Genomic DNA, 22,327 nt, shown 5'->3' with positions numbered 1-22,327 from the left:
AAGCCTCCCTGTTGGGCCTCATAGGGTAATTTTCGCCGTGCTCACCGCCTAAAAAACCTTCGGGGGTCCGGGGGCAGACAGCCCCCGGGGGCTCTCTCTTCTTGGCACCATGGTTGCGATAACTTTGCGCAACTTGAATACGCTCCGTATGTACGGCCTGAATACATCACTGTAGTCTGCTCCGAAGTGGAGCAAGCAATGCGTTTGGGCCCAAAGAGGGCCTCAAACGCGAAACGCATTCGGCCTGCGGCCTCAAGCGTTTTGCTTGCTCCTCAAACGCCGGAGGGCTTCAGTTTTATGCCTGCCAAGGGGCACGCAAAGAAAGGCGCGCTGCGCCACCCGCGAAAGGCTCGCTTCACCGAGGGCGAGGCCGCGCGGTTGGCCGTGAAGGCGAAAGAGCAGGGTCTCGCCGAGGCCGTGTTCATCCGCCAAAGCGTGCTTGCCGCGATCGGCGCCGATGCGCCGCTCGTGCCGGTGCGCCCCGCCGACAAACCCATCGACCGCGCGCGGCGCGGCAGCCAGGCCAAAGCCTATTTCACCGATGACGAGGAAGCCCACATCGCCGAGAAGGCCCGGGCGGCCGGCCTCACAATTTCCGCCTTCATGCGCGCCGCGACCCTTGCCGCCATCGGCGCCCCCGATGCGGTGAAGCCGAAGGGCAAGCGCAGAAGCGACGACGAAACCATCGCGCTGCTGCACAAGGTCGATTGGCAGCTCAAGAAGATTGGCGCCAACATCAACCAGCTCGCCCATCAGGCCAACCTGCAGCTGGTACCGCTCACCCACGCGGAATGCGCCTACCTCAAGAACATCGTGCAACTAACGATGAGCGAGACCATCGCTGCGATGGAGCGGGTCTCGTGATCGGAAAGGTCGTTCCTGGGGGAAGGGGATTCCGCGGCCTCTACCGCTATTTGATGCAAGGCAAAAAGGACCGCCCGAACCCGGAGCGCGTCGCTTGGTCGGAAACCCGCAACCTCCTGAACCCCGACCCCGACTTCGCGGCCAAGCAGATGCGCGCGGTGGCCAACCAGTCCACACGCTGCGAAAAGCCCGCCTACCACGTGGTCTTATCCTGGCACCAGGATGAGAGCCCGTCGGATGAACTGATGCGCATTTGTGGCGACGCGACGCTTGCCGATCTCGACCTCACCGAGCACCAGGTGGTGATGATCGCACACAACGACACCGCCCACCGCCACCTGCACCTGATGGTCAACCGCGTGCACCCCGGAACGGGCAAGGCCTGGCACACCGGCAATGATTACGCCCGCCTTGAAAAGAGCGTCGCCAAGCAAGCCCGAACCTTCGACCTCCTGGTCGTGCCGGGACGACACAACAGCCCCGAGGCCTTCAGAGACCGCCCGATCCACGTCAAGAACGGTGAGTTCCAGATGCACGGCCGCACCGGCGGCCCCAAACCCAAAGACCGCTGGAGCATCGAGGAAATCAAATCCCGCCGCCATCAGCTGCAGCCGATCTTCGCCGGCGCCCGGTCCTGGGACCAGCTCTCTTCCCTGCTCGCCAAGGAAGGCCTCGGCGTTTCGAAAAAGGGACAGGGCATCATCATCGCCGACGCCTTCGGTTACATGAAACTCTCCGACCTTGGCAAAGACGTCCGCCTCAAAGCGCTCGAAGGCCTTTACAGGGAAAGCTTCGCCGCATTCGACCAACGCCGCGCTCTCCACGATGAGCTTGAAGCCCAGCGCGCCATCGAGCTCGAGGCGCAGCAGCCCGACATGCCGACGAAACCGGCAACGGCAACAGGCGCCGCAGAGGACGACGACATCATGGATGATGCCGTCCATGAAACGCTTGTTGATAAAGAGACCCTGCCCACAGCCAAGACCACCCGACTTCGTCATTCAACGGGCGGAGACAGGGCTTCGCTTTCCTATGAGGTGAAGGATACGTCCTCACCGCCGCGAGACCTTGATGACGATGAAAAGCAGCTTCTCCGCGAGGAAGCCCGCCGCCGCCGCGAAGAAGAACGCGAACAGCAACGCGCCCAGCGCCGCGCCCAGAATGCCGCCGCCGCAAGCGCATCGGGCGATGAAGCCGCCGAATCGCAACCTGATTTCCATGTCAATTCCGCAGCCGCCCCGGAGCCCCAGATGGCAGAGGCACCCGACGACAACCAGCTGGCCCGCTCCGAGGCCTTCGCCAAGCTTTCCGCCGCGCGCGAAGCCCTCGATTTCACCTATTCGCTTGGATCGCTCGCCGACGAGGACCAGCTCGCCCGCGCCCGCGAGGACGTGGCCCGCGCCGAGGAAGACCTCGCCCGTCATCAGACCATGGTCGAGTGGGTCAACAAGGGCGTGGCCGAGAAACTCGCCGAACTCGCCAACAAGCCGAAGCCCAAAACGCCACCGGCCGCCGCCGTCGAGCCCGACCTCGACGACGACTACGAGGACGAAGAGGAAATGGGTCGCTAACCAAGGGCTTCTCGCAACGGGAGGCCGGGCATGAGCATCTCGCCCGGTGAAACGGTGTGGGGCGCCCGCATCGAGGAACACGAGGACGACGACTGGTTCCAATACAAAGTGGTGGCCCCCGTCGGAAATGAAGGCGGCGCCGGCGCCGTCTACACGCTATCACCCAACACTGAGCCCCCGCTGGTCGGGAAATTCTACAACGAAGACCTGCGCGCCAGCATGACCACCAACCGGGAAGCCGCGCTGCGCATCATCCTGCCGGCGCTGCACCGGGATGGCCTCAACCAAGCGCTCGACTTCGCCTCGTGGCCTCGGCGCATCCTGTTCGACGTCATGGACCCGCCTGCCGCCGAGCTGCACAAGCATATCATCGGCTTCACCATGGAGCTCTTGATCGGCACCAAGTCACTCAACACGCTCCTCGGAAAAGACAGCGACCGCCGGAACCTCACCCGCGAACGCACCATCCACATTGCCATCACGCTCGCCGACCAGCTGGCCAAAATGCACCGCCATACCTGGGGATTCGTTTTCGGCGACATGAGCCCGATGAACATCCACGTCACCAAGGATTTCGCCAAGGTGCTGTTCATCGACACCGATAGCTTCCAGTTCGACAACGGCGCCTTCGAATGCAAGCTCACGGGGCTGACACCGGAGTATTCCTCTCCCGGCGCCCGCGCGGCCATCGCTGCCAACCGCCGCGTCACCGCCACCCATGACGATTTTGTGCTCGCCGTTCTCATCTACCAGCTCTTGATGCGGGACCTCGGCTTCGAGTGCCACCCGTTCTCGATGGACGGCGACGACGCCGACGACATCATCGACCGCCGCTTCTTCCCGATGGATGCCGGCGAAACCAACGGCTTCATGGCCAATGCCTACAAGGAACTCCCCGAGGACATCCGCGCCGCCTTTACCCAGACCTTCACCAAAGACAACCCCGTGACAGCGCTCCAATGGATTCCGCTTCTCACCAACTACCGGAGGTCTCTTTGGCGAAGCTAGCTTTGTCCCCCTCAACACCTCGTCGACACGCCGCCTCAAGACCGTCATTCCCGCGCCGGCACACCCGCCCGTCGGCGCCCCGACCATGGCGGCAACCGACGCCGCAAAACCAGCACCACCACCGGATTTTGTTTCTCAAGAGATCTCGCGACTTCCCAACGTGGTTGCGCCTCGGCAATCCCGGACCGTCCGCCTTGCCTCCGCGTCCCTGCGCTCAGTTCACGACCTCGTCGCCGTTCCCGCCTTTCAAATTGTCGCCGGCGCCGCCATCCTCGGCCTCATCGCCGTCCTACTCATGCAGGCGCCCACGGCTCCGGCGGTCACCAAAGTCACCGCCGCACCACCACCACCAGCGGGACAATGGCAAACCGCAACCCTGCCGAAGTTCCCGCAAGTCACAGTCACGGTGCCAAGCTACGTCCAACCGAGCCGTCTTCCGGCGATGCCCGTCGGCAAGCCCCCGGCCGCAGTTTCTCCGCCGCGCACAAGGGCTCCGGAGGAGGACCGCGCGCTCATGACCGCCATCCGCGCCTTCCACAGCGGCACGTCCAAGCTGAGAAATGACAGCGACTACACCGAGAGCCTCGCCGGGCTTCTCGGACTGCCGCGCTTCGCGGACGCGGAAAAAGCGAAATCCGCGCTCACCAGAGCCAAAGCCAAGGCGCAAGCGATGCTCCCCTATAAGGGCCTCTTCCCGTTGCCAGCCTCGACGCCCGTCTCCCTGCTGGCCCTGCTCACCCCCGTTGATGTCGTCTTCATCACCGACAGCCTCACCGCCATGCTGGTGCAGGATTCCGCGCTCCACACCTTGTCGAGCACGCTGAGCGCCGACGGCGCCGTCGTCAACGGGCGCACCCAAGGCTACTGGCGCATGGGCAGCGGCGGCGCCTGCCTCTCCTACGACCTCACCTTCACGCGCGCGGCCTATTCCGCCTCGATCCACGCCGACGCCTGCCGCACCTCGCGCGGCTGGAAATTCCAGAGGGCTTCCCAACACTGACAACCCGGAGAACGCTTTATGAGCAAAATCGTCGACATCCTCGGCAACAACACCGGCCTTCCAGGGGCCGGCAACGTCAAGGCCAACAAGATGGGGGTGAAACGCTTTCCCTTCGTCTTCCTGATCGACGTGTCGGGCTCCACAGGTTTGCCTCCTGATCCCGACATCGACCACATCAACCAGGCCATCGCCACGCTACTCGACATCCTCAAAAAGCCCACCCCGTCATCGGAGCTGGCCCAACACGTTGAGCAGGTCGACGTCGCCATCCTCGCCTATTCCGACAACGTGATGCAGCTCCTCGACTGGTCGACAGTCGAAAACCTCCCCGCCAGCCTCACGCCCCTGCAGCCCCTGAACGGCACGGCCACCGGCAAGGGGCTCGAAGCCGCGCTCGAAAAGGTTGCCGAGCGCCTCAGGTATTACCGGGATGCCAAGCACAAGATCCCCTTCGGCATGCCGCACGTCCTGCACCTCACCGACGGCGCACCCACCGACATGAAACCCGGGGACGCCCGCTGGAACGAAATCAAATCCCGGCTGACCCAAATCGACGGCCGCGCCAACGTCGAAAAGAAGTACGCCACGCTTTTGAACTTCATCTCGCCCAAGGGCCTGCTCGCCGATTGGGTCGATACCGGCACCGCCAAAATGTCCGGCAAGCAGCTTCTCGCCGAACTGTCCGGCGACAAGTCCGTCTACGAGATGGGCAGCGAAATCCACACCTTCCAGGAGTTAGTCAAACTGATCACCGTGGTCATCACCAAGATCACGAAGAACCTCTCCGCCTCCCAGGCGCTCGACGCGGCCCGCAACGAAACCGCCGACAAGAAAACCAAAGTGCGCATCGGGGAGGCTGCTGCCCGCGCATGAGTATTCTTGAACTGCCGCCGCGCTACGACCTCACACCGATGCAGCGCGTGGAAACGGCATGGCGGCCGCCGTGGATCCTCATCCGCGCGGCCCAGCAAGGGGTCCGCCACTTCCGAAAGGCCGAGCCCATCGAAGACAGCCACACCGTGGGCGGCGCCGGAACGGTGTCATGGCTGGTGCTGGCCGACGGCGTCAGCACGGCCCAGTATTCCCATGATGCGAGCCGTCTGGCTTGCCACGCGATCGAACACTATCTCGGGGCCAAAATCACCAACGGCGCCGCCGCGTCCCGCAAGCTGCTCTTTGAGGCCATCGGCTTCGCACACGGCGAACTGCACGCCCTTGCCAAGCAACTGGGGCACCCGGTTTGCGAGTACGCCTGCACCCTTGCGGCGACGCTCATCGACGGCGACCATATCATCACGGCATCGATCGGCGATTCCAGCATCGCCATCACCACCACCCACCCCGGAACCGACGGCAAGGCCGTCCGCCGCATGAGCCCATTCTGCACCCCGAAGCAATCGGGCGCTTCCGACGAAACCTGGTCGCTCATCGAGCCCAAATGGCACGACGTGGTGGCGTCCAACGAAACCCGCAATCCCGCCGTCGACGGCGTCTACCTCGCGACCGACGGCGGCCAGAATTTCTTCACCGACGAGGTGGGCCCCGACACCTACGAGTTCGACCCCGCCTACCCCAACGCCATCAACGACGTGCTGGGCAGCTGGGGACCGCTGCTCGTGTGCAACGTCATGACCTTCTACATGGAAAAAGAGCCGGCGGAGAACAAAGATGACCGCACCATCCTCATCGCCTATCGCCCACCCCAAAATCTTGCGCCACCCACTTAGAAACCCCGGCGACTACACAACGACGTCCTTCGTTACCACGATGGAGGAAATGCTAACCGACCCGGCGGCTCGGTTTTGCCTACCGGTCGGAGACCTCATCGTCGCCTTGGGCCGGGACCGGCTCGAAGAATTCATCCGCGCCCATTACGAGCCGGAAAAACCTTCCGCCTTTGAATTCGCCGCCATCATCTTCAACATCAAAGGCTCCTCCTCAATCGGCAACTTCGGCGACGCCCTCAAGCACGGTCACGCCAAACGCAAATACCGCGCTAAACTCCAAGGCGCTTTCAACGACATCTTCAATTTCGAAATCAGCCGCGCCGCCATCAGCCTCAACGACAAAGAACGCCAGCTGATGCGCGGCCTTGCCCAGCTCGTCGCCCGACATCTCTGCGACCCCGACGATTGGGGCAACTTCTTCGCTCTTATCGTCCACAACGGGGGCGAAGCCATTCCACAACCGACCGAAAACATCCGCGACAGAACCCGCATCGGCGAGATGCAAAAGCTTCTCGTCGATTTCTTCCGATCCCAACACACCGAACTCACCGCAGTCTATGCCAACGCGGCGCAGGTCATCAGCCAGGCCGCCAAATCCCAAGCCTTCGCCACCACGCCAGTACTGAACAAAATCCTGTCGCCCGGCGCCCATTGGATGACCGAAGCCGACCTCGCCACCAGCGCCTTCTACACCACAGCGCCCACACCCACCTCCGTCATCGTGGGCTATGAACCTGTTAGCCAGAAGCCCGTCTACTATTCCGATGCCGAAAGCCTCATCACGGTGGGTGGCCCGGGTTCCGGCAAAAGCCAGGCGCAAGTCATCCCCAACCTGTTACGCCACGAAGGCAGCGCCATCATCCTCGACGTCAAGGGAGAGCTTTGGAACCTCACCGCCGGTTACCGCGCCAAACACTTCGGCCCGGTCTACCGCTTCGCCCCCACTGACCCCAACGGCGCCACCCACCGCTACAATCCGTTCGACTTCATCCCCAAATCACCCGACGACGCCGCCAACGAATGCACCATCTTCTCGTTGCAGGTCATCGAGGACAATCCCAACCTCACGGACCCCTATTGGACCAACCGCGGCCGCGACATGATGTGGGCCTACGCCATGGTCATCGCACTCAATGGGTCCGGCAAGATACGCACCGTGCAGGGTCTCGCCGAGTTGCTAGCCACCCCCCCAAACAAAATCGCAGGTTCCGACATCCTGAGGCTCGCCGACATCATGGACGATCTCGGCCAAAAAACCGGCGTCACCGAAATGGCGCTGACCGCCCACGCCATCCGCTCCGGCGTCAATTCCAAGGACCGCTTCGAATCCGTGCTCGACAACGCCCGGCGGTTCGTCAACATCTTCAACCGAGGTCCACGCATGGCCGCCGCGATGGCGACCAGCGACTGGCGGCCCGAATACTTCCGCACCCGGCCGGGAACGTCGCTCTACATCTGCCTGTCGCCGGCCGAACTCAAAGCCTACGCGCCCGTCATCCGCGCCATGCTGGTGCAGCACTCCCGCACAATGCAGAAGATGCAAATGAAGCCCGGGGAAAAACCAATCACCTTCTTCCTCGACGAAATGCCCCAACTTGGAAACTTCACATCCATCCTTGAACTCCAGGACGTCGGCCGAAGCGCCGGCCTTCGCCTCTGGATGTTCGCACAATCGCTTGGGCAGCTTTCCGAAGCCTTCGGCCGTGACCGCTACGAGGGCGTCGTCGATGCCTGCCGCGTGCGCTGTTTCCTCCAGCCCGACAACCAGGCAGCCAAGATGATCGAGCCCAACCTCGGCCGCGCCAAAGACCTCTTGAGTGGCGTCGAGAAGCCGCTGGCCGATGCCGCCGAACTGATGGGCCGTCCCTTCAAGGACAAGATCATCGTCACCTCGCGCGGCGAAACCCCGATGTCCCTCGACAAGAAATACGCCTGGCAAACCGACAAGGCGATGTTCCTGCCAACGCCCGTGGTGAAGCCCGCGTCAATGCCGTGAGCACCCGTTTTTCTCATCAGACTCCCCAATCCAACTAGCTCATCTCCAATCTTTCCGTAAGTTAGCGACGTTGCCTCCCTTCGCCGCCCGGCGCATGATTCCGGCACGAGGAAAGCCCCTCATGTGTCGATCGTCGACGAGCTTTACGGAACGCTAAAACCGAAGGAGATCCTTCCGCTTCATGATGCCGACGACCACGACCTCGCCGGTTTTGTCGAGGTCCACGTCGATCCCTGGCAGAGGCGGATACGGGAACTGGCGCGCGATGGCGCCATTACCCCCAGAAGCTCCATCCTGATGGGCCGCAGCCTGCACCACATCGTCGCCCACGTCACCGTCACCCACGATCAGGGGGACAGCGTCGATGTCGGGGACCTTCATGCCCGCGCGGGTGCGGAAACCGTCAGCCTACCCGATTTCGCGCGCCACGCCACCCGCTGGGCACTGGCGAATTCCGCGCTCGTGTCGCCCGAAGCAACCGACACCGCGATTGCGCGCCTCCCGGGGATGAAACTCAGGGATAACCCGCTTACCGAAACCGAAGTCGCCCTCTACCTTGAAGGCTGGAGCGCGCGTTAACGCCCCATCGCCTGCTCGTCTTCCTCTTCGTCGTCGCGCCCGCTTTCTTCTTCACGGAAAATCTGCACGATGACATCGTTCACCAATTTGGTCTTCACAGCCTCGGTGTCGGCGAGCTTTCCGGGTTCCGTTGCTGGTGCTGGGTCGATCCGCGCCGCCTGCTCCTGCTGTTGCGCCGCCTCGATTGCCTTCTCGAGTTGCGCCCATGGCGCAAAGCCGCCGGGGACCTGCACCTTGCCCTTAAACGACCCCAGCGCCATCTTCAGTTCAACTTCGGCCTTCGTTTTGTCGTAAGGTTCCTCGACACGGCCAAGCAACCGCTCCTGCGCCAGCAACGCGCGATCAAGCCCAGGCGCCAGCACCATGGTTTCTCCCCGTACCCGTGCCGCCTCCTTGACCTTCGACGACCACCCCATAGATCATTCCCCTCGCGTCTTGACCGTCGGAAACACCACGTTGCCGCCGACCTGCCGGCGCGGCATCCCCACATCCACCGCGAACCCCCCGAACTCTTCCACGAACGTCGAATAGGCGAGGGGCGCTAATCCCTCGTCGGCGCACCAGCGCCGATACGCCTCCCAGATCGCCGTGATGCTCGCCAACCCGGCCGCATCCTCGACCAGGCAATCATCCGCAAACAGCGCCATGCACCACCCAACGCGCTTTTCAAGCGTCGCGGGCGGTTCCGGGACAACCTCAACGCCGGCGGACTTTTTCTCGGGAACCGCCACAACCTTTTTCCGCATAGACCACGCCATGACCGCACTCCCCGGTAATCCGGCGAAGTGTCGACAGGGCACGGGAGCTGGTCAATCCGACGGCACATGCCGTCCACACGTCCGGCTTCGTCATTTGATGAAGTCGCGGCGGATTTCTCGGGAAAGTCCTTTGGATGTGTATGCGCCGCGCATGCGCTGTGTATGCTTTTTCGCCCAATCGCTGTGCATACCAGTTGTGTACCCTTCCCCCTTTAGGGGACTCTTGCGGCGTCCAACCAAAGAAAGACGACGCCATGGACCAACCCGTACGCCTTGAAGGCAACTTCACTGCCAACCCGCGCCGCTATGCCGCCGAGGGCAAGCCGCACTACTTCGCCAAGCTCGCCGTCCCCGGCACCGACATGACCTTCCGCGCCGGCCTCTACTCGAACGAATACGACTACACCAACAAGAGCGACGGCAGCATCCAGAAGCTCAAGGTGCTCGGTGGCAGTGCCGACCTCATCTCGCCGAAGATGTCCCGCCAGGAGCAATCCGACGCCATCGCCGCGCAGGCCGATACCTCCAAGACGGTCTTCTACGGCAAGAACAACAAGCCGCTGCGCCCGGGCCAGGTCGTCCTCTTCGAAAAGGCCGAGGAGCACAAAAAGCCCAAGGACGGCAAAGTGAAGTTCAACGCCAAGGGCGAGCCCACCAAGCCCTCCGACTACTACGGCTACTGGAACCACAACGGCCAACTCATCGAGGTCGGCGGCTGGAACCACCAGGACAAGGAAGGCTACTTCTTCATCGGCGGCAAAACCCAGTTCCCGCTCGAACGCGAAGCGGCGCCGGGTATCGAACCCTCCGACACGCCGGACTTCAGCATGAGCGCCGAGGACCTCGCCCAAATGGAACGCGACATCGCCGAGATGGACGCCCGTGGCGAAGGGCGCACCGGCGAAGACACCGACATCGTGCCCTTTGGCCAAGAGCCCAAATCCGGCAAGGGTCGTCGCGGCGGGCGTTAAGCCTTTGCCGCTGGATGGACGGCCCTACGGGGCCGTCTCTTCATAACGGCGAATCTTCCCGGGATCCTGCTCTATCCTGCTGCTGGTTACAGAACCCCCCAGACTCGAGGGCCCCCTCCAGCGTGTACAGAACGCCCGCGATCTCCTGACCTCCTATACGGACGAAGTGAGCCCCGATCTTGCCGACAAGATCAGCAACTTCTCGGGCTCCGGACACTCACCCCAATGCCTAACTCGCCCAGTCACACAGCCCAATGAGCCGCTCTCCCAGCAGGCCTACGAATGGCGCTATGGCAAACAAGAACGCGGCAGCAGTTGCTTCATGCAGCCCGCCGAAACCAGCAGCCCCAGCGATTTCAATGTCCGTGGCGGTGGCTATGCCGTCGACCGGAGCAACGCGATTCGCGGAACCATCCGCACACCGCGACGTGACCATCAACGCCACACGAAAACGTGATAGTCACGCTCCCCACCCGCTTCCCCTCACTTCCCCGCTCTACCCCCACACGTCAAAAACATCGATTGCACAAGGGTTTTTCGATGTTCCTTATCTTGAACGCCGCGGCGACTGGCCCGGTGTTCAACGGCGGTTCGCCGCCCCCATGAGGACCATCCATGACAACGAAGACCTCCGACAATCCGCTCCGCTTCCGCGCCTTCCTCAACAAGGCGAAGGAGCCCGGTGACAAACGACCCTTGCTCACCGGCAAACTCCTGCCGCCGGGATCCACAACCGAGCGCACGGTATCGCTTTGGCCGCACTACACGGGGAAAGAAACCGGAAGCCTGCCGGGCGTCCTCACCGGCCGCCTTGGAACAGGCCTCAGCGCCGAAGACCAGATGGCGCTCTATGCCAACTCGGCCCCGCAACAGGACTACACCGTCGAGATGGCGATGAAGGACAACCGCGAGCCGATGAAGATCAAGCCCAACGACGTCGTGCTGTTTTTAAACCCCAACCGCGACAAGAACCCCAAGCAGCCGAACTATTTCGGTTACGCCAACCCCGGCAACGGCGAACCGCTCCTCTCCATCGGCTCGTGGATGGGGACCGACAAGCAGAACGACCTGATGATGACCGGTGACGTCCAAAAATGGGAACCGCGTATGGAGAAGGACATGGGCGGGCAAATGCCGGACGTCGACCCGCCGGCGCGCCACGGTCATGCCCGCGCACCCGACAGCGACCAAGAAGAGGAAGAAGAACGCACCATGTAAGCCCACCCCGGCTCACGCGACGACCAGGGAGCCGGACCACCGGCTCCCTTTTTTCTTATTCCTTTTTGGAGATCAGACGATGACCGAGAAACAGTTCCGCGCCCGCCAGGAGAAGCTTTACCAGATGGCCCGCAAACGTACCCTTCAGCGCATCCAGACCATCCGCATGGGCCGCATCAAGAAACTCTACATGGCAAAACGCCGCCAGCTCGACATCCTTCTCCGCCAGCAGGAGATGGGGCGATGACACCGACCGACAGCGCCATCGCCGCCGTCGAACGCGAATACCTGCGCGGCGACATCAGCAAGACCGAATTCCAAAGCGCCGTCGGCAAGATCTACGCCGAGCGCGAGCAGCGGCCGTCAGACGTCACCACCTGCCGCATCTTCGATGCCGACGGCCACCCGCTGTTCGAGGACGAGGACGATCAGGAGATGGGCCGATGAGAACCGAAGTGTCCCGCAACGTGACCTACACCTATGACGACGACAACGTACTCACCATCGCCCTCAACCCCGCGTGGAACGGCGAGATGGGTTTTAGGACCTTTCCAAAACACGTACGCACGGTGGTCGAAGCCGCCCACGCGCTCTCCTGCCGTCCGGAAGAATTGACGAAGCTGCGCGCCGCCGATCTCATCTCCACGGACATGCTCGCCGCCGTCCGCGACGACATTCTCTGCGGCCGCGCCGAACGGCTGATGGCGGCTGAGAACACCTACACGGCCATGCTTCACACCGGCGGCGGGGATGCGAACCACCCGTGGCTGCACATGCGCAACATGGCCGCGATGATGCCGGACCTCACCGCCGACCACCCCTACGCTGACGAACAGGACGACGAAGAGGAGATGGGCCGATGACCTACCGCCGCGGCGTGGTCTACAAAACCGACGGCCGGGGACGAGTGACCGTCGCCTATTCCCCCGAGTGGAATGGAAAACCCTGCATCGACCAATTTCCTCCCGACGTGCGCGTCGCCATCGCCGCCGAACCGATGCTGCTCGACATCGGCGATGCTAAGAAGCTCGTTGCCGCGCGCGATCACGGCAAGGACATGGTGGTCGCCGTCATTGACGACCTCCGCTGCGCCCGCGCCGTGCGCAGACTCTTGGCGGCCGATTATTCCGATCGAGAAAAGGCGGCCGCGACCGCAGCGTTTCCCGATTATGCCGGTGAGGCGCCAAGCCGGGACAACGCCCCGGCGGACATCAACCCCGGCATCGCCTACGCCCAGAGCCAACCCTTCGAACCCTATGAGGATGAAATCAACGCCATCCAGCCATGCCACGGCTGCGGCAGCGTTTGGTGCCGGTGCGGGCTACCCCTCGAGGCCGACACCTCCTCGGAAGAGGAGGACGAACACCGGATGTAACGCCCCAACCGCGCTGCTAGCCGCCCTCGACGACGACCTGCGCTTACGGCACAACGAAGCCCTGGAAGTACGTCTGGTGAAAATCCGCCGGCAGCAGTTGCTGCGGGAATGACACCGACGTGTTGCTCGTATGGATGACGTGGACGGCGAGTTGCTGGCGGTCCTGCATCCCGGCGTGGCGGAACTCCGCGATCGCTGCATCGGCAAACACCTGGTCCTCGCCGTGTCCCTGATCCGGAAATTTGCGCTTGTCCCAAACCCGCCGGTGATAGACGTAGCTGAAGCCGTATCCCCACGCTTCCTTCGCCCCCACCATTCGCAGCCCGACAGGCGTGTCCGGCCGGCGAGGATGCAGGAGGTAATGGAACGGGAACGTATGCTCCAGATCCCAGTAGGCGAAACGCTGGCTGGCCTGGTGGTAAAGATAGAAGCCGTACAGCTTGACGATGTCCGCGTTGCTTTGGACCAGCAGCGTCAGCATCGCCTCGATGTATTCGGGCGCGTAATAGTCGTCGTCGTCCATGTGGATGATGGTGTCGCCGACAGCGCTGCCCACCAGAACATTCCGCTTGGCGCCCAGGCTCATCGGCTGGGTGCTGTGAATGTAGCGGACGCGCGGGTCGGTGATCGCAGAAAGGGCGACGGACGGTTGGGGCGAGCCGTCGTGGATGAGCCATTCGAAGTCCTGAATGCTCTGGCTTTTGACGCAGTCCCAAATCGCCGGGAGAAAAGCCTCGCGGTTTTCCGTAGGGGTGATGATGCTGATCTTGCCCATGAGGATGTCCTAGCTAGGGGTGCGGTTCTCGGAAGCCATATGGGGCGCCCCGCGCGTTCCGCGCGGGCCCCGCTCTAGCCGCCTTGCGCGCTTTTTGAAAGCGCGGGCGGCCGGAGCCGCATGAAGGATGCGTCTCCGCCCGTCCGGGTGACGATCGGTGCGCCGGCGCTTGCGGCACAGCCAGCGGGCCACGGTGCTTTACGCCATGCGGCCCGAGATCAGAGAAAGAGAGGGGGAGCGGCTGAGGGACCGGCCAGCTGGTAACCAGAGAGGTATCCATGCGTGAGGCCGGGCACCCGGAAAGGATGTCCCCATGCCCACCCCACCTCCAACAAGCCTCACGCTCTACTTCGTTGCCGACAACCCAAGCGTTGACCACAACCGCGACCTCTTGTGCTGGGCCACATCGCCGGACGAGGCCACGGCCTTCTGGTGCGCCTACTACGAAACCGACGACACCCCGCATGACATGCTTCACGTCCCGACCGACAACCCCAAACCCGGCGCTATCCCTTGGCACCACAGCGACGGCATCCGAAGCGTGGGGGTCGAACAATGACCGCCATGAACGCCTCGCAACGCGTCGTCTGCAAAGCTTACGGCGGCGGCGATTTTAATCACTACGCCGACGACCCCGACTGGCGGCACAGCATCGACCAGTGCGGCGATACCCTGTTCCGCTTCCTCATGATCGAACTGTCCGACGCCGAAGAGTGCGAGGACGCGGAAACCGCCCTGCGGCGGCTTACCGCCGCCCGCACCGACATCGAGGACGCCATCGACGCGGTCGCACGCCTCAGCCGCCACTGACCCCTCAACGACAACCCCACCACGGAAACCGCCCATGAAACTGCATTTCCCCTGGAGCGACATCGAGAAGCTCCTCACCGAAGTCATCACCGCGACCACCGCGCGCCCGCTCTACGGCGAAAAGACCGGCAAGGGCCTTTGGCTTGTCGGCGACCAAGGCGTCTACCTGATGGCCAACACCACCGACGGCGAGGTCAATTCCAAGCGCCGCGAGGGCGACAAGCACGTCGTCGTCTACGCCGCCGAATGCGACCCCACCAAGCTGCCCTTCGAGGAATGGTGGAATAACAAGCGCGCCTCGTTCGGCGGTGATGACGGCGTCGAGTTCTTCCCGCTCGCCGACATCGTCGCCTACCGCAAGAACGACCCCACCCACCTCGTGATCGAATTCCAGGGCAACAACATCGCCATCTTCACCGAGCGGCGCAAGAGCAAGCGCTCCTAACCCGCCTCAACACAACAGGAGACACACCATGCCAACCCCCACCCCGCCGACACTCTTGGACAAACCCGACCTCTACCAAGACATCTTCAACCGGATGGAAGCCGTCCTCACCCGCATCGATAAGGAGTTTCCCGAGCTGGACGGCGACGAGGACCTCTCCGGCGCCGATGCGGTCGACCGCATCATCGAAATCCGCGCCGAGGCCAAGGACGCGCTTGCCCGTCTTGCCCGGATATCCAAGGGAGACGCACCATGACGGTCATCGCCGACGAGCACACCGTTACGATCCGCGCCCTCGGCCGCGAGATCCGCGTCACCGCCATCTTCACAACCGCCGATGACGCCAACGCCTACATGGCCACGCGCCCCGACGAGGGCGTTATCGCCGAAATCGCCGGGGTGGTCTTCCTGGCTAACATCCATGACCGAGCATCCAGCCCCGGTAGCTGAGAGCCAAAGGGAAGGGGCCTTCGGCCGAGCCGGAAGGGGTCTCGAGAGGCGAGGTCCCACCCGGCCCCAATCAGCCGAGGAGCTTTCCCATGACCCCATCCCTGCCCGTCGCCGTTAGCGACGCCTGCCCGCCTGTTTCCGTCGTTTCCTCCCCTCCCATCGCATCCCACCTCATCGCCGCCGCCAAAACGCTCCTGAAATCGCTTGTGAACGGTCAGGCCCTTGACGCGCGTTTGCTGCGGGCCGCGATGGAAGCCGCCATTGGCAATTCCGACGCCTCCGGCGCGTGGGTGTGGAAGGACGCCTACGAGGCGGTTGAAATCGCCCAGGCCCTATTCCTGCGCCACTACCTCCCCGCCATGACGCGCGGCGCCAAAAGCCCCGATCAGCTCCTCACCATGCTGGAGAAGCTCGGTGCCCTCCTTCCCACCCACACCCGCCGCAGCGAAGAAAGCCAGGAGCTGCAGCAGTTCTCGACCCCGCTGGAGCTTGCCTATCTTGTCGCCCATGCCGCCGCCATCACCGACCGCGATGTCGTCCTTGAACCTTCCGCCGGCACCGGCCAGCTCGCCATCTTCGCCGAGGCCCACGGCGCCCGGCTTATCCTCAACGAACTCAGCGACGGCCGCGCCGACATCCTCGACGGGCTTTTTCCCTCAGCCGCGCTCACCCGTTTCAACGGCGAGCACATCCATGACCGTTTGCCCGAAGGCTTGAACCCATCCGTCGTGCTGATGAACCCGCCGTTTTCCGCCGCGCCCAACGTCACAGGCACCCATGCCGGCGTCGACTTCCGCCACATGCGCTCCGCGCTGGCCCGTCTTTCAGATGGCGGACGGCTGGTGGCCATCACAAGCTGCGGCCTCAATCCCTTCTCCCCCGAGCATGCCGACAAGCTCGCCCGCATCGCCGAAATGGGGGGCCGCGTGGTCTTCACCTTCGCCCTGCATGCCGGTTCCTTCAAACGCCACGGCACCAACATGGCCACGCGCCTCACCGTCATCGACAAGGATTCCGAGCCGCACCTCCACAGCTACCAGCACATGCGCTTCCAAGGCGGCGGCCCCCGCGAACTGCTCTCCATGCTGCACGACCATCTGCCGGCGCGCCCGCCGGTGACACCGCTGTTCGCGCATCTCGTTCCGCCCGCCGCACACACCACGGTGGCGACGCCTTCCTTGCAACCCACTCGGGCGTTGGCGCCGGCCGCGCCCGTCCTGCCCTCCGGCATCGAGCTGTCCTACGACGTGGTCGATGCGCCCGCCCCCCGCGCCAGCACCGATGCGTTGTATGAACCCTATGTGCCCGAGCGCATCGTCATCCCCGGCGCCCACCCGCACCCGACCAAGCTCGTGCAATCGGCCGCCATGGCCTCGGTGGTGCCGCCCAAACCGACTTACCGCCCCCACCTCCTTCCCGCCATCGTCACCGACGGCCTGCTGTCGGACGCGCAGCTCGAAACCGTGATCTACGCCGGTGAAGCGCACTCCGGTTTCCTCGCCGGCAGCTGGCAGCTCGATCCCGACACCTTCCGCCTCAAGGCCGCGTGGGAGAATGAACCCGGCGCCATCCGCTACCGGCGCGGCTTCTTCATCGGCGACGGCACTGGTGCGGGGAAGGGGCGCCAGGTCGCCGGCATCATCCTCGACAACTGGCTGAAAGGGCGCCGCCGGGCGCTGTGGATCTCGAAATCCGACGAACTCCTCGAAGACGCCCAGCGCGACTGGTCGGCGCTGCTTCAAGAGAAGCTGCAGGTCGTCCCGCAGTGGCGCTACAAACCCGGTAAACCCATCGCCCTCCACGAGGGCGTCCTGTTCACCACCTACGCCACCCTGCGCTCAGAGAGCGACGACAACCACGCCCGGGTCGACCAGCTGGTCGATTGGCTGGGACGGGATTTCGACGGCGTCATCGTGTTCGATGAAGCCCACGCCATGGGCAACGCCGCCCCTTCGCGCACCGAACGCGGCGCCCAAAAAGGGTCCCAACAGGGCATCAAGGGCCTCCAGCTGCAACGCCGGCTGCCGCACGCCCGCATCGTCTACGTCTCCGCCACCGGCGCCACCGTCATCGAAAACCTCGCCTATGCCGAACGGCTTGGGCTTTGGGGTTCCAACGACCTTCCGTTCGAGACGCGGGAAGCCTTCGTCACCGCCATGCACCAGGGCGGCATCGCCTCGGCGGAAGTCCTGGCCCGCGACCTCAAGGCGCTTGGCCTCTACGTGTCGCGCTCACTCTCGTATGAGGGCGTGGAAGTCGACATGCTGGAACACACGCTGACACCCGCGCAGATCAAGATCTACGACACCTATGCGGGTGCCTATCAGAAAATCCACGCCAACCTCACCGCCGCGCTGGAAGCCCTGAACATCGACGACGAGGAAGGGAAGGCCCGCGATTCACGTGCCAAGTCGGCCATCATGTCGATGTTCGAATCCTCCAAGCAACGCTTCTTCCAGCACCTCATCACCGGCATGAAACTGCCGACGCTGATCACCGCCATCCAGGACGACCTCGACCGCGGCGATGCCGCCGTGGTGCAGCTGGTCTCCACGTCCGAAGCCTTGATGGACCGCCGCCTGGCCGAAATCCCGCCCGGCGAATGGAACGACCTCTCCGTCGATGTCACCCCGCGTGAATACGTGCTCGACTACCTCAAGCACTCATTCCCCACCCAGCTGCAGGAAGTCTACACCGACGACGAAGGCAACGAATGCTGCCGCCCCGTCTTCGATAACGCAGGAAACCCGGTGCAGTGCCGCGAGGCTGTGGCCCGCCGCGATGCCATGATCGAACATATCGCGGCGCTTCCCCCGGTGCAGTCCGGCCTCGACCAGCTCATCCAGCACTTCGGCACCGACATGGTCGCCGAGGTCACCGGCCGCTCGCGCCGCATCGTCAAGCGCTCCACCCCGCGCGGCGACGTCCTGGCCGTCGAATCCCGCCCCTCGACCGCCAACCTTGGCGAAACCCAAGCCTTCATGGACGACCTCAAGCGCGTCCTGGTCTTCTCCGATGCCGGCGGCACCGGGCGCAGCTACCACGCCGACCTTGGTGCCAAGAACCAGCGCCAGCGTATCCACTACCTGCTCGAAGGCGGATGGAAAGCCGACACCGCCGTCCAAGGCCTCGGCCGCACCAACCGCACCAACCAGGCCGCGCCGCCCCGCTTCCGCCCGGTCACCACCAACGTGCGCGGCGAGAAACGCTTCCTCTCCACCATCGCGCGCCGCCTCGACTCCCTTGGCGCCATCACGCGCGGCGAACGCAAGACCGGCGGCCATGGCCTTTTCAAAGCGAGCGACAGCCTTGAAAACACCTATGCCCGCGAAGCGCTCCGGACCTTCTACGTCCTGATTTTCGAGGGCAAGATCGCTTGCTGCTCCCTCAAGCGTTTTGTTGAAGCGACGGGACTGGCGCTCACCACCCGCCAAGGACGCCTTCTCGACGAGCTTCCCCCAATCCACCGCTTCCTCAACCGTGTGCTTGCGCTCGAGATCGGCCTCCAGAACCAGCTCTTTGAAACCTTCGAGAACCTCATCGCCGCCAATGTGGAAAGCGCCATTGCGGCAGGAACCTTTGAAGTCGGATTGGAGACCATCACCGCCGAAAAGCTCACCATCACCGGCCGCAAGATCATCGCCACATCGGCGAGCGCCAACGCCGCCACCGAAATCCTTGAAGTGGCGCAGAAGGAACGCAACCGGCCGCGCTCGCGCGAGGACGCCGTGACGGCCCTGCAAGCGCCATCCACGCGCCGACTTGCCAACACCCGCTCCGGCCGCGCCGCCATCGAAATCCCGTGGTCCAGCCTCACCAAACCCGACGGCACCGTGCAGAAACGCGTGATGCTGCTGCGCCCGATGGAAGACCAAGCCATCGGCCGCGACGAGATCGCTGAAACCGCGTGGGAACCCTGCGACGAGCAAACCTTCGACCGCTTGTGGACCAACGAAGTTGCGGCCGTCCCTGAATTCAAGGAAAGCCGCTTCCACATCATCACCGGCCTCCTGCTGCCCATCTGGAAACGCATGCCGTTCGACAACCCGCGCGTCTACCGGTTCACCGCCGAGAACGGCGAGCGCATCATCGGACGCTTGGTGCCCCCGGACTGCCTCAGCGCCTTCGAGACGCCAACCTCACCACCGCTCAACCAGGGCGAAATTTGGCAACGGGTGATGGACGGCAGGATCGTCAAGCTCGAATCCAAACAACGCCTCCTCAAGGTCACGGTGATGCGCGAATCCCGCGTCGAGCTGCAGAACTTCGATGCCGACGCGCTGCCCCTGCTCAAGGCCATGGGGCTTTTCACCGAGGTGATCAGCTGGAAGACCCGCCTGTTCGTTCCGATCAACGCCGAGTCCCAACAGGTCCTTGCCCGCCTGCTCGCCAAATACCCGGCCGTCAACTGAAGGGAGGATGACCATGAACCAGACCTTCCGCCAGCTCTCGGAGAAACTGTCCGCCCATGTCGAAGCGGTGTGCGCCTACTATCTGTCCAATGGCAAGAAGAACGGCCGCTACTGGATCGTCGGCAACGTCCACAACGAACCCGGCCAATCCATGTGGGTCCGCCTGGTCGGGCCAAGCTACGGCCACGGCGCGGCGGGCAAGTGGACCGACGCGGCGACCGGCGAGCACGGCGACCTCCTCGACCTCATCGCCCTCAACCGCAACCTCGCAAGCCATGACGACATCCGCGACGAGGTCCTCGCGTTCCTGTCCGAACCGCGCCACATCGCCCGGCCATCAACGGCCCCGGCGCCACGCAACAGCTCGGAAGCCGCGCGCCGCCTGTTCAAGGCGTCATCCCCCATCAAGGGCACACCGGCCGAGACCTATCTTCGCGCCCGCGCCATCACCACCGCGCTGGATTTCCCGTCGTTGCGCTATCACCCCGGTTGCTATTACCGGGGCAACGACTCCGCCACGCTGCAGAAACTCCCTGCGCTCATCGCCGGGGTCACCTCCCTCGACGGCGACATCACCGGCCTTTTGCGCATCTACCTGTCGGATGACGGCAAGACCAAAGCCCCGCTTCCCGAACCCAAGCTGTCGATGGGCAACATTCTCGGGCACGCCGTGCGCTTTGATGCCGCCGACGACGTCATGGCCGTGGGAGAAGGCGTTGAAACCGTGCTGGCGCTCAAATCCCTGATGCCCCGCATGCCGATGGCGGCGGCTTCATCGGCATCCCATCTCGGCGCCCTCCGGTTGCCGCGATCGCTGAAACGCCTCTACGTCGCCATGGAAGCCAACCACGCCGGGCGGTCCGCCACCGAGCGCCTCATCTTCGCGGCCCAAAACCAGGACGTCCGCGTCTTCACCCTCGCGTCGCGGCTGGACGATTGGAACAGCGACCTTGCCAGCGACAAGATTCATCAGGTCCGTGGCCGGCTACTGCCGCAGCTCGCCGAGGAGGACCGTTCCTATCTCCCGGCGAAATGACCGGAGGCACCGGGGGAAGCGGGAAGGACGGTGTCCACTTCCGAGTGGCGGGGTGATCCGTCACCCCCGGCCTTTAAAAGCGGCGAGTGGGCCAGAGGCGGCCCTAGGGCGCAACGGCGTCCGGTGACTTTTTTCCGCCGCCCGGCTTCGCCGGGCTTTGCATCGCGAAACAAAAAAGTCCCCGGCTTGCCGTCCTCCACGCTGTTCCGGCCGCGCCCAAGAGGGCGCGGTGCTGCCCGGTCCTGCCTCCGGCCAAAGGCTCGCCGGAAAGGCCGGCGATGGGCGCCGGTGCTCTCCGAAACAACGGAAAGACAACCCATGTCCCACTCACCCTCCCGCACCGGCTATCCCTCCAGCACCGCCACCGCGCGCGTCATGGACGGCCTCGACCTCTACGGCTACACGCCGGGCTACAATGAACCCGACCCCCGGCCGATGCCCGACGCCGAGACCCTCAACGCCGCCGCCGCCGCCCTCCTCGCGGCCATCGCCGAACCGTTCGCCGACACCGCTCTGGAACCGGACATCGAGGATCTCGCCTGGTCGCTGGTCGACATCATCCACCGCAAAGTCGACCGCGTGCAGCGCTTCCTCCACGACAACGAAACCCGCCAGCGCGACGCGCAAGAGCAGCAAGACGGCTCCGAGGTGATGTCGGTCGAGCTTGAAAGCCTCATCGACAAGGGCCGCGCCCTCACCGAGCGCCGCGACGCCTTCGAACAGATGCGTGACCTTGCCGCCGCCGCCTTCCAGGACCTCACCGGTTCGGTCTGGCGCCCCCGCACCAAATCGATGGTCAACCACCGGACCCAAACCGCCGCCCTCATCGACAGCAAGGACTTCCTCTCCGCCAAGCGCTACGCCGAAACCAACGTCCTCATCCCGCCCGGCGAGCTGGTCCTCTTCTCCGGCGGCCAGGACTGCAACGACATCGACGGCATCTTCCGCGACCTCGACGCCATCCGCGCCAACCATCCGCAGATGGTGCTCGGACACTCCGCCAACCGCCGCGGCGCCGACCGCATCGCCGAAAGCTGGGCAGCCAACCGCGGCGTCCCCGTGGTCGCGTTCCGCCCCATGGCGACCAGCAAGGACGACAAATCCGCGCCCTTCAAGCGCAACGACCGCATGCTGCAAGCCAACCCGATCGGGGTCATCGTCTACCCGGGCAACGGCATCAACTACAATCTCGCCGACAAAGCCAAGAAGCTTGGTATCCGGCTTCTCGACCGCACCGGCCGCAAGAAGGCGGACTGACACCGCCGACGGCGGCGCGCGAGCGCCGCCTTTCACGGCTTCGAGAGGGAAAGGGAAGGGGCGTTTCGACGAACC

26 protein-coding genes are annotated in these 22,327 nt (G+C 63.8%); 23 read left to right on the top strand and 3 right to left on the bottom strand.

The features are described from left to right. Window positions 1–297 precede the first annotated feature (297 nt). The 8 genes from RLW41_RS18755 (at window position 298) to RLW41_RS18720 (ending at window position 8,745) form a co-directional block, all read left to right on the top strand. Window positions 298–864: a plasmid mobilization protein gene (locus RLW41_RS18755; RefSeq protein WP_414462462.1), complete on the top strand. Its 567-nt coding sequence runs from the start codon at window positions 298–300 to the stop codon at window positions 862–864. Then, the gene (locus tag RLW41_RS18750; protein WP_414462461.1) at window positions 861–2,435 is read left to right on the top strand and encodes a relaxase/mobilization nuclease domain-containing protein; all 1,575 of its coding nucleotides are present in this window, start codon (window positions 861–863) and stop codon (window positions 2,433–2,435) included. Before RLW41_RS18755 ends, RLW41_RS18750 begins: the two co-directional genes overlap by 4 nt. A gap of 30 nt (window positions 2,436–2,465) precedes the next feature. Beyond that, window positions 2,466–3,443 (top strand): hypothetical protein, encoded by a 978-nt coding sequence (locus tag RLW41_RS18745; RefSeq protein WP_414462460.1) that lies wholly within the window; start codon window positions 2,466–2,468, stop codon window positions 3,441–3,443. Window positions 3,444–3,528: 85 nt separating this feature from the next. Continuing rightward, complete coding sequence (locus RLW41_RS18740; RefSeq protein ID WP_414462459.1) at window positions 3,529–4,443, top strand: hypothetical protein; 915 nt, start codon at window positions 3,529–3,531, stop codon at window positions 4,441–4,443. 18 nt (window positions 4,444–4,461) lie between these two features. Beyond that, window positions 4,462–5,316 carry a vWA domain-containing protein gene (locus RLW41_RS18735; RefSeq protein ID WP_414462458.1) on the top strand — a complete coding sequence of 285 codons (855 nt, stop codon included), beginning with the start codon at window positions 4,462–4,464 and terminating at the stop codon, window positions 5,314–5,316. Continuing rightward, on the top strand, window positions 5,313–6,170 hold the full coding sequence (locus RLW41_RS18730) for a protein phosphatase 2C domain-containing protein (RefSeq protein WP_414462457.1): 858 nt from the start codon (window positions 5,313–5,315) through the stop codon (window positions 6,168–6,170). The genes RLW41_RS18735 and RLW41_RS18730 overlap by 4 nt, the downstream gene beginning before the upstream one ends. Next, window positions 6,112–8,166, top strand: coding sequence for a type IV secretory system conjugative DNA transfer family protein (locus tag RLW41_RS18725; protein ID WP_414462456.1), 2,055 nt, complete (start codon window positions 6,112–6,114; stop codon window positions 8,164–8,166). The genes RLW41_RS18730 and RLW41_RS18725 overlap by 59 nt, the downstream gene beginning before the upstream one ends. 123 nt (window positions 8,167–8,289) lie before the next feature. Beyond that, window positions 8,290–8,745 carry a hypothetical protein gene (locus RLW41_RS18720; RefSeq protein WP_414462455.1) on the top strand — a complete coding sequence of 152 codons (456 nt, stop codon included), beginning with the start codon at window positions 8,290–8,292 and terminating at the stop codon, window positions 8,743–8,745. On the opposite strand, the gene RLW41_RS18715 is transcribed toward RLW41_RS18720, so the two are convergent. Together RLW41_RS18715 and RLW41_RS18710 are read right to left on the bottom strand one after the other, a co-directional pair. After that, window positions 8,742–9,161 carry a hypothetical protein gene (locus tag RLW41_RS18715; protein WP_414462454.1) on the bottom strand — a complete coding sequence of 140 codons (420 nt, stop codon included), beginning with the start codon at window positions 9,159–9,161 and terminating at the stop codon, window positions 8,742–8,744. The two genes, RLW41_RS18720 and RLW41_RS18715, sit on opposite strands and share 4 nt — an antisense overlap. Before the next feature lie 3 nt (window positions 9,162–9,164). Then, entirely contained in the window at window positions 9,165–9,503 is a 339-nt protein-coding gene (locus tag RLW41_RS18710) for a primase-like DNA-binding domain-containing protein (RefSeq protein ID WP_414462453.1), read from the bottom strand. Between the two features lie 254 nt (window positions 9,504–9,757). On the opposite strand from RLW41_RS18710, the gene RLW41_RS18705 reads away from it, so the two are divergent. The 7 genes from RLW41_RS18705 (at window position 9,758) to RLW41_RS18675 (ending at window position 13,067) form a co-directional block, all read left to right on the top strand. Continuing rightward, on the top strand, window positions 9,758–10,474 hold the full coding sequence (locus tag RLW41_RS18705; protein ID WP_414462452.1) for a hypothetical protein: 717 nt from the start codon (window positions 9,758–9,760) through the stop codon (window positions 10,472–10,474). A 166-nt stretch (window positions 10,475–10,640) separates the two neighbouring features. Beyond that, a complete protein-coding gene (locus tag RLW41_RS18700) occupies window positions 10,641–10,931 on the top strand; it encodes a hypothetical protein (protein WP_414462451.1) in 291 nt (96 codons plus the stop codon). A gap of 158 nt (window positions 10,932–11,089) precedes the next feature. Beyond that, entirely contained in the window at window positions 11,090–11,692 is a 603-nt protein-coding gene (locus RLW41_RS18695; RefSeq protein WP_414462450.1) for a hypothetical protein, read from the top strand. Between the two features lie 79 nt (window positions 11,693–11,771). Continuing rightward, window positions 11,772–11,939, top strand: coding sequence for a hypothetical protein (locus RLW41_RS18690; protein ID WP_414462449.1), 168 nt, complete (start codon window positions 11,772–11,774; stop codon window positions 11,937–11,939). Then, window positions 11,936–12,139, top strand: coding sequence for a hypothetical protein (locus RLW41_RS18685; RefSeq protein ID WP_414462448.1), 204 nt, complete (start codon window positions 11,936–11,938; stop codon window positions 12,137–12,139). Before RLW41_RS18690 ends, RLW41_RS18685 begins: the two co-directional genes overlap by 4 nt. Beyond that, complete coding sequence (locus RLW41_RS18680) at window positions 12,136–12,555, top strand: hypothetical protein (RefSeq protein ID WP_414462447.1); 420 nt, start codon at window positions 12,136–12,138, stop codon at window positions 12,553–12,555. The genes RLW41_RS18685 and RLW41_RS18680 overlap by 4 nt, the downstream gene beginning before the upstream one ends. After that, entirely contained in the window at window positions 12,552–13,067 is a 516-nt protein-coding gene (locus tag RLW41_RS18675) for a hypothetical protein (protein ID WP_414462446.1), read from the top strand. Before RLW41_RS18680 ends, RLW41_RS18675 begins: the two co-directional genes overlap by 4 nt. Window positions 13,068–13,110: 43 nt before the next feature. Here the strand turns inward: RLW41_RS18675 and RLW41_RS18670 are convergent, their stop codons facing one another. Then, entirely contained in the window at window positions 13,111–13,842 is a 732-nt protein-coding gene (locus RLW41_RS18670) for a glycosyltransferase family 2 protein (protein WP_414462445.1), read from the bottom strand. A 313-nt stretch (window positions 13,843–14,155) separates the two neighbouring features. On the opposite strand from RLW41_RS18670, the gene RLW41_RS18665 reads away from it, so the two are divergent. The 8 genes from RLW41_RS18665 to RLW41_RS18630 all read left to right on the top strand — a co-directional run bounded on the left by RLW41_RS18665 (window position 14,156) and on the right by RLW41_RS18630 (window position 22,252). Then, on the top strand, window positions 14,156–14,401 hold the full coding sequence (locus RLW41_RS18665) for a hypothetical protein (RefSeq protein ID WP_414462444.1): 246 nt from the start codon (window positions 14,156–14,158) through the stop codon (window positions 14,399–14,401). Next, complete coding sequence (locus tag RLW41_RS18660) at window positions 14,398–14,652, top strand: hypothetical protein (protein WP_414462443.1); 255 nt, start codon at window positions 14,398–14,400, stop codon at window positions 14,650–14,652. Before RLW41_RS18665 ends, RLW41_RS18660 begins: the two co-directional genes overlap by 4 nt. Window positions 14,653–14,686: 34 nt before the next feature. Continuing rightward, window positions 14,687–15,097: a DUF3085 domain-containing protein gene (locus tag RLW41_RS18655; protein ID WP_414462442.1), complete on the top strand. Its 411-nt coding sequence runs from the start codon at window positions 14,687–14,689 to the stop codon at window positions 15,095–15,097. Window positions 15,098–15,125: 28 nt separating this feature from the next. After that, window positions 15,126–15,353, top strand: a complete 228-nt coding sequence (locus RLW41_RS18650; protein WP_414462441.1) for a hypothetical protein — start codon at window positions 15,126–15,128, stop codon at window positions 15,351–15,353. Then, window positions 15,350–15,547 (top strand): hypothetical protein, encoded by a 198-nt coding sequence (locus RLW41_RS18645; protein WP_414462440.1) that lies wholly within the window; start codon window positions 15,350–15,352, stop codon window positions 15,545–15,547. The genes RLW41_RS18650 and RLW41_RS18645 overlap by 4 nt, the downstream gene beginning before the upstream one ends. Window positions 15,548–15,636: 89 nt before the next feature. Next, entirely contained in the window at window positions 15,637–19,959 is a 4,323-nt protein-coding gene (locus RLW41_RS18640; RefSeq protein ID WP_414462439.1) for a strawberry notch-like NTP hydrolase domain-containing protein, read from the top strand. Window positions 19,960–19,972: 13 nt separating this feature from the next. Further along, window positions 19,973–20,995 (top strand): toprim domain-containing protein, encoded by a 1,023-nt coding sequence (locus RLW41_RS18635; protein WP_414462438.1) that lies wholly within the window; start codon window positions 19,973–19,975, stop codon window positions 20,993–20,995. 318 nt (window positions 20,996–21,313) lie between these two features. Then, window positions 21,314–22,252 carry a DUF2493 domain-containing protein gene (locus RLW41_RS18630; protein WP_414462437.1) on the top strand — a complete coding sequence of 313 codons (939 nt, stop codon included), beginning with the start codon at window positions 21,314–21,316 and terminating at the stop codon, window positions 22,250–22,252. The last annotated feature ends 75 nt before the right edge of the window (window positions 22,253–22,327 follow it).

Source organism: Hyphomicrobium sp. DY-1 (genome assembly GCF_047497105.1).
Lineage (GTDB): Bacteria > Pseudomonadota > Alphaproteobacteria > Rhizobiales > Hyphomicrobiaceae > Hyphomicrobium_B.
Note: the sequence above shows the minus strand (reverse complement) of the source record. Positions and strands in the feature narration are given on the sequence as shown.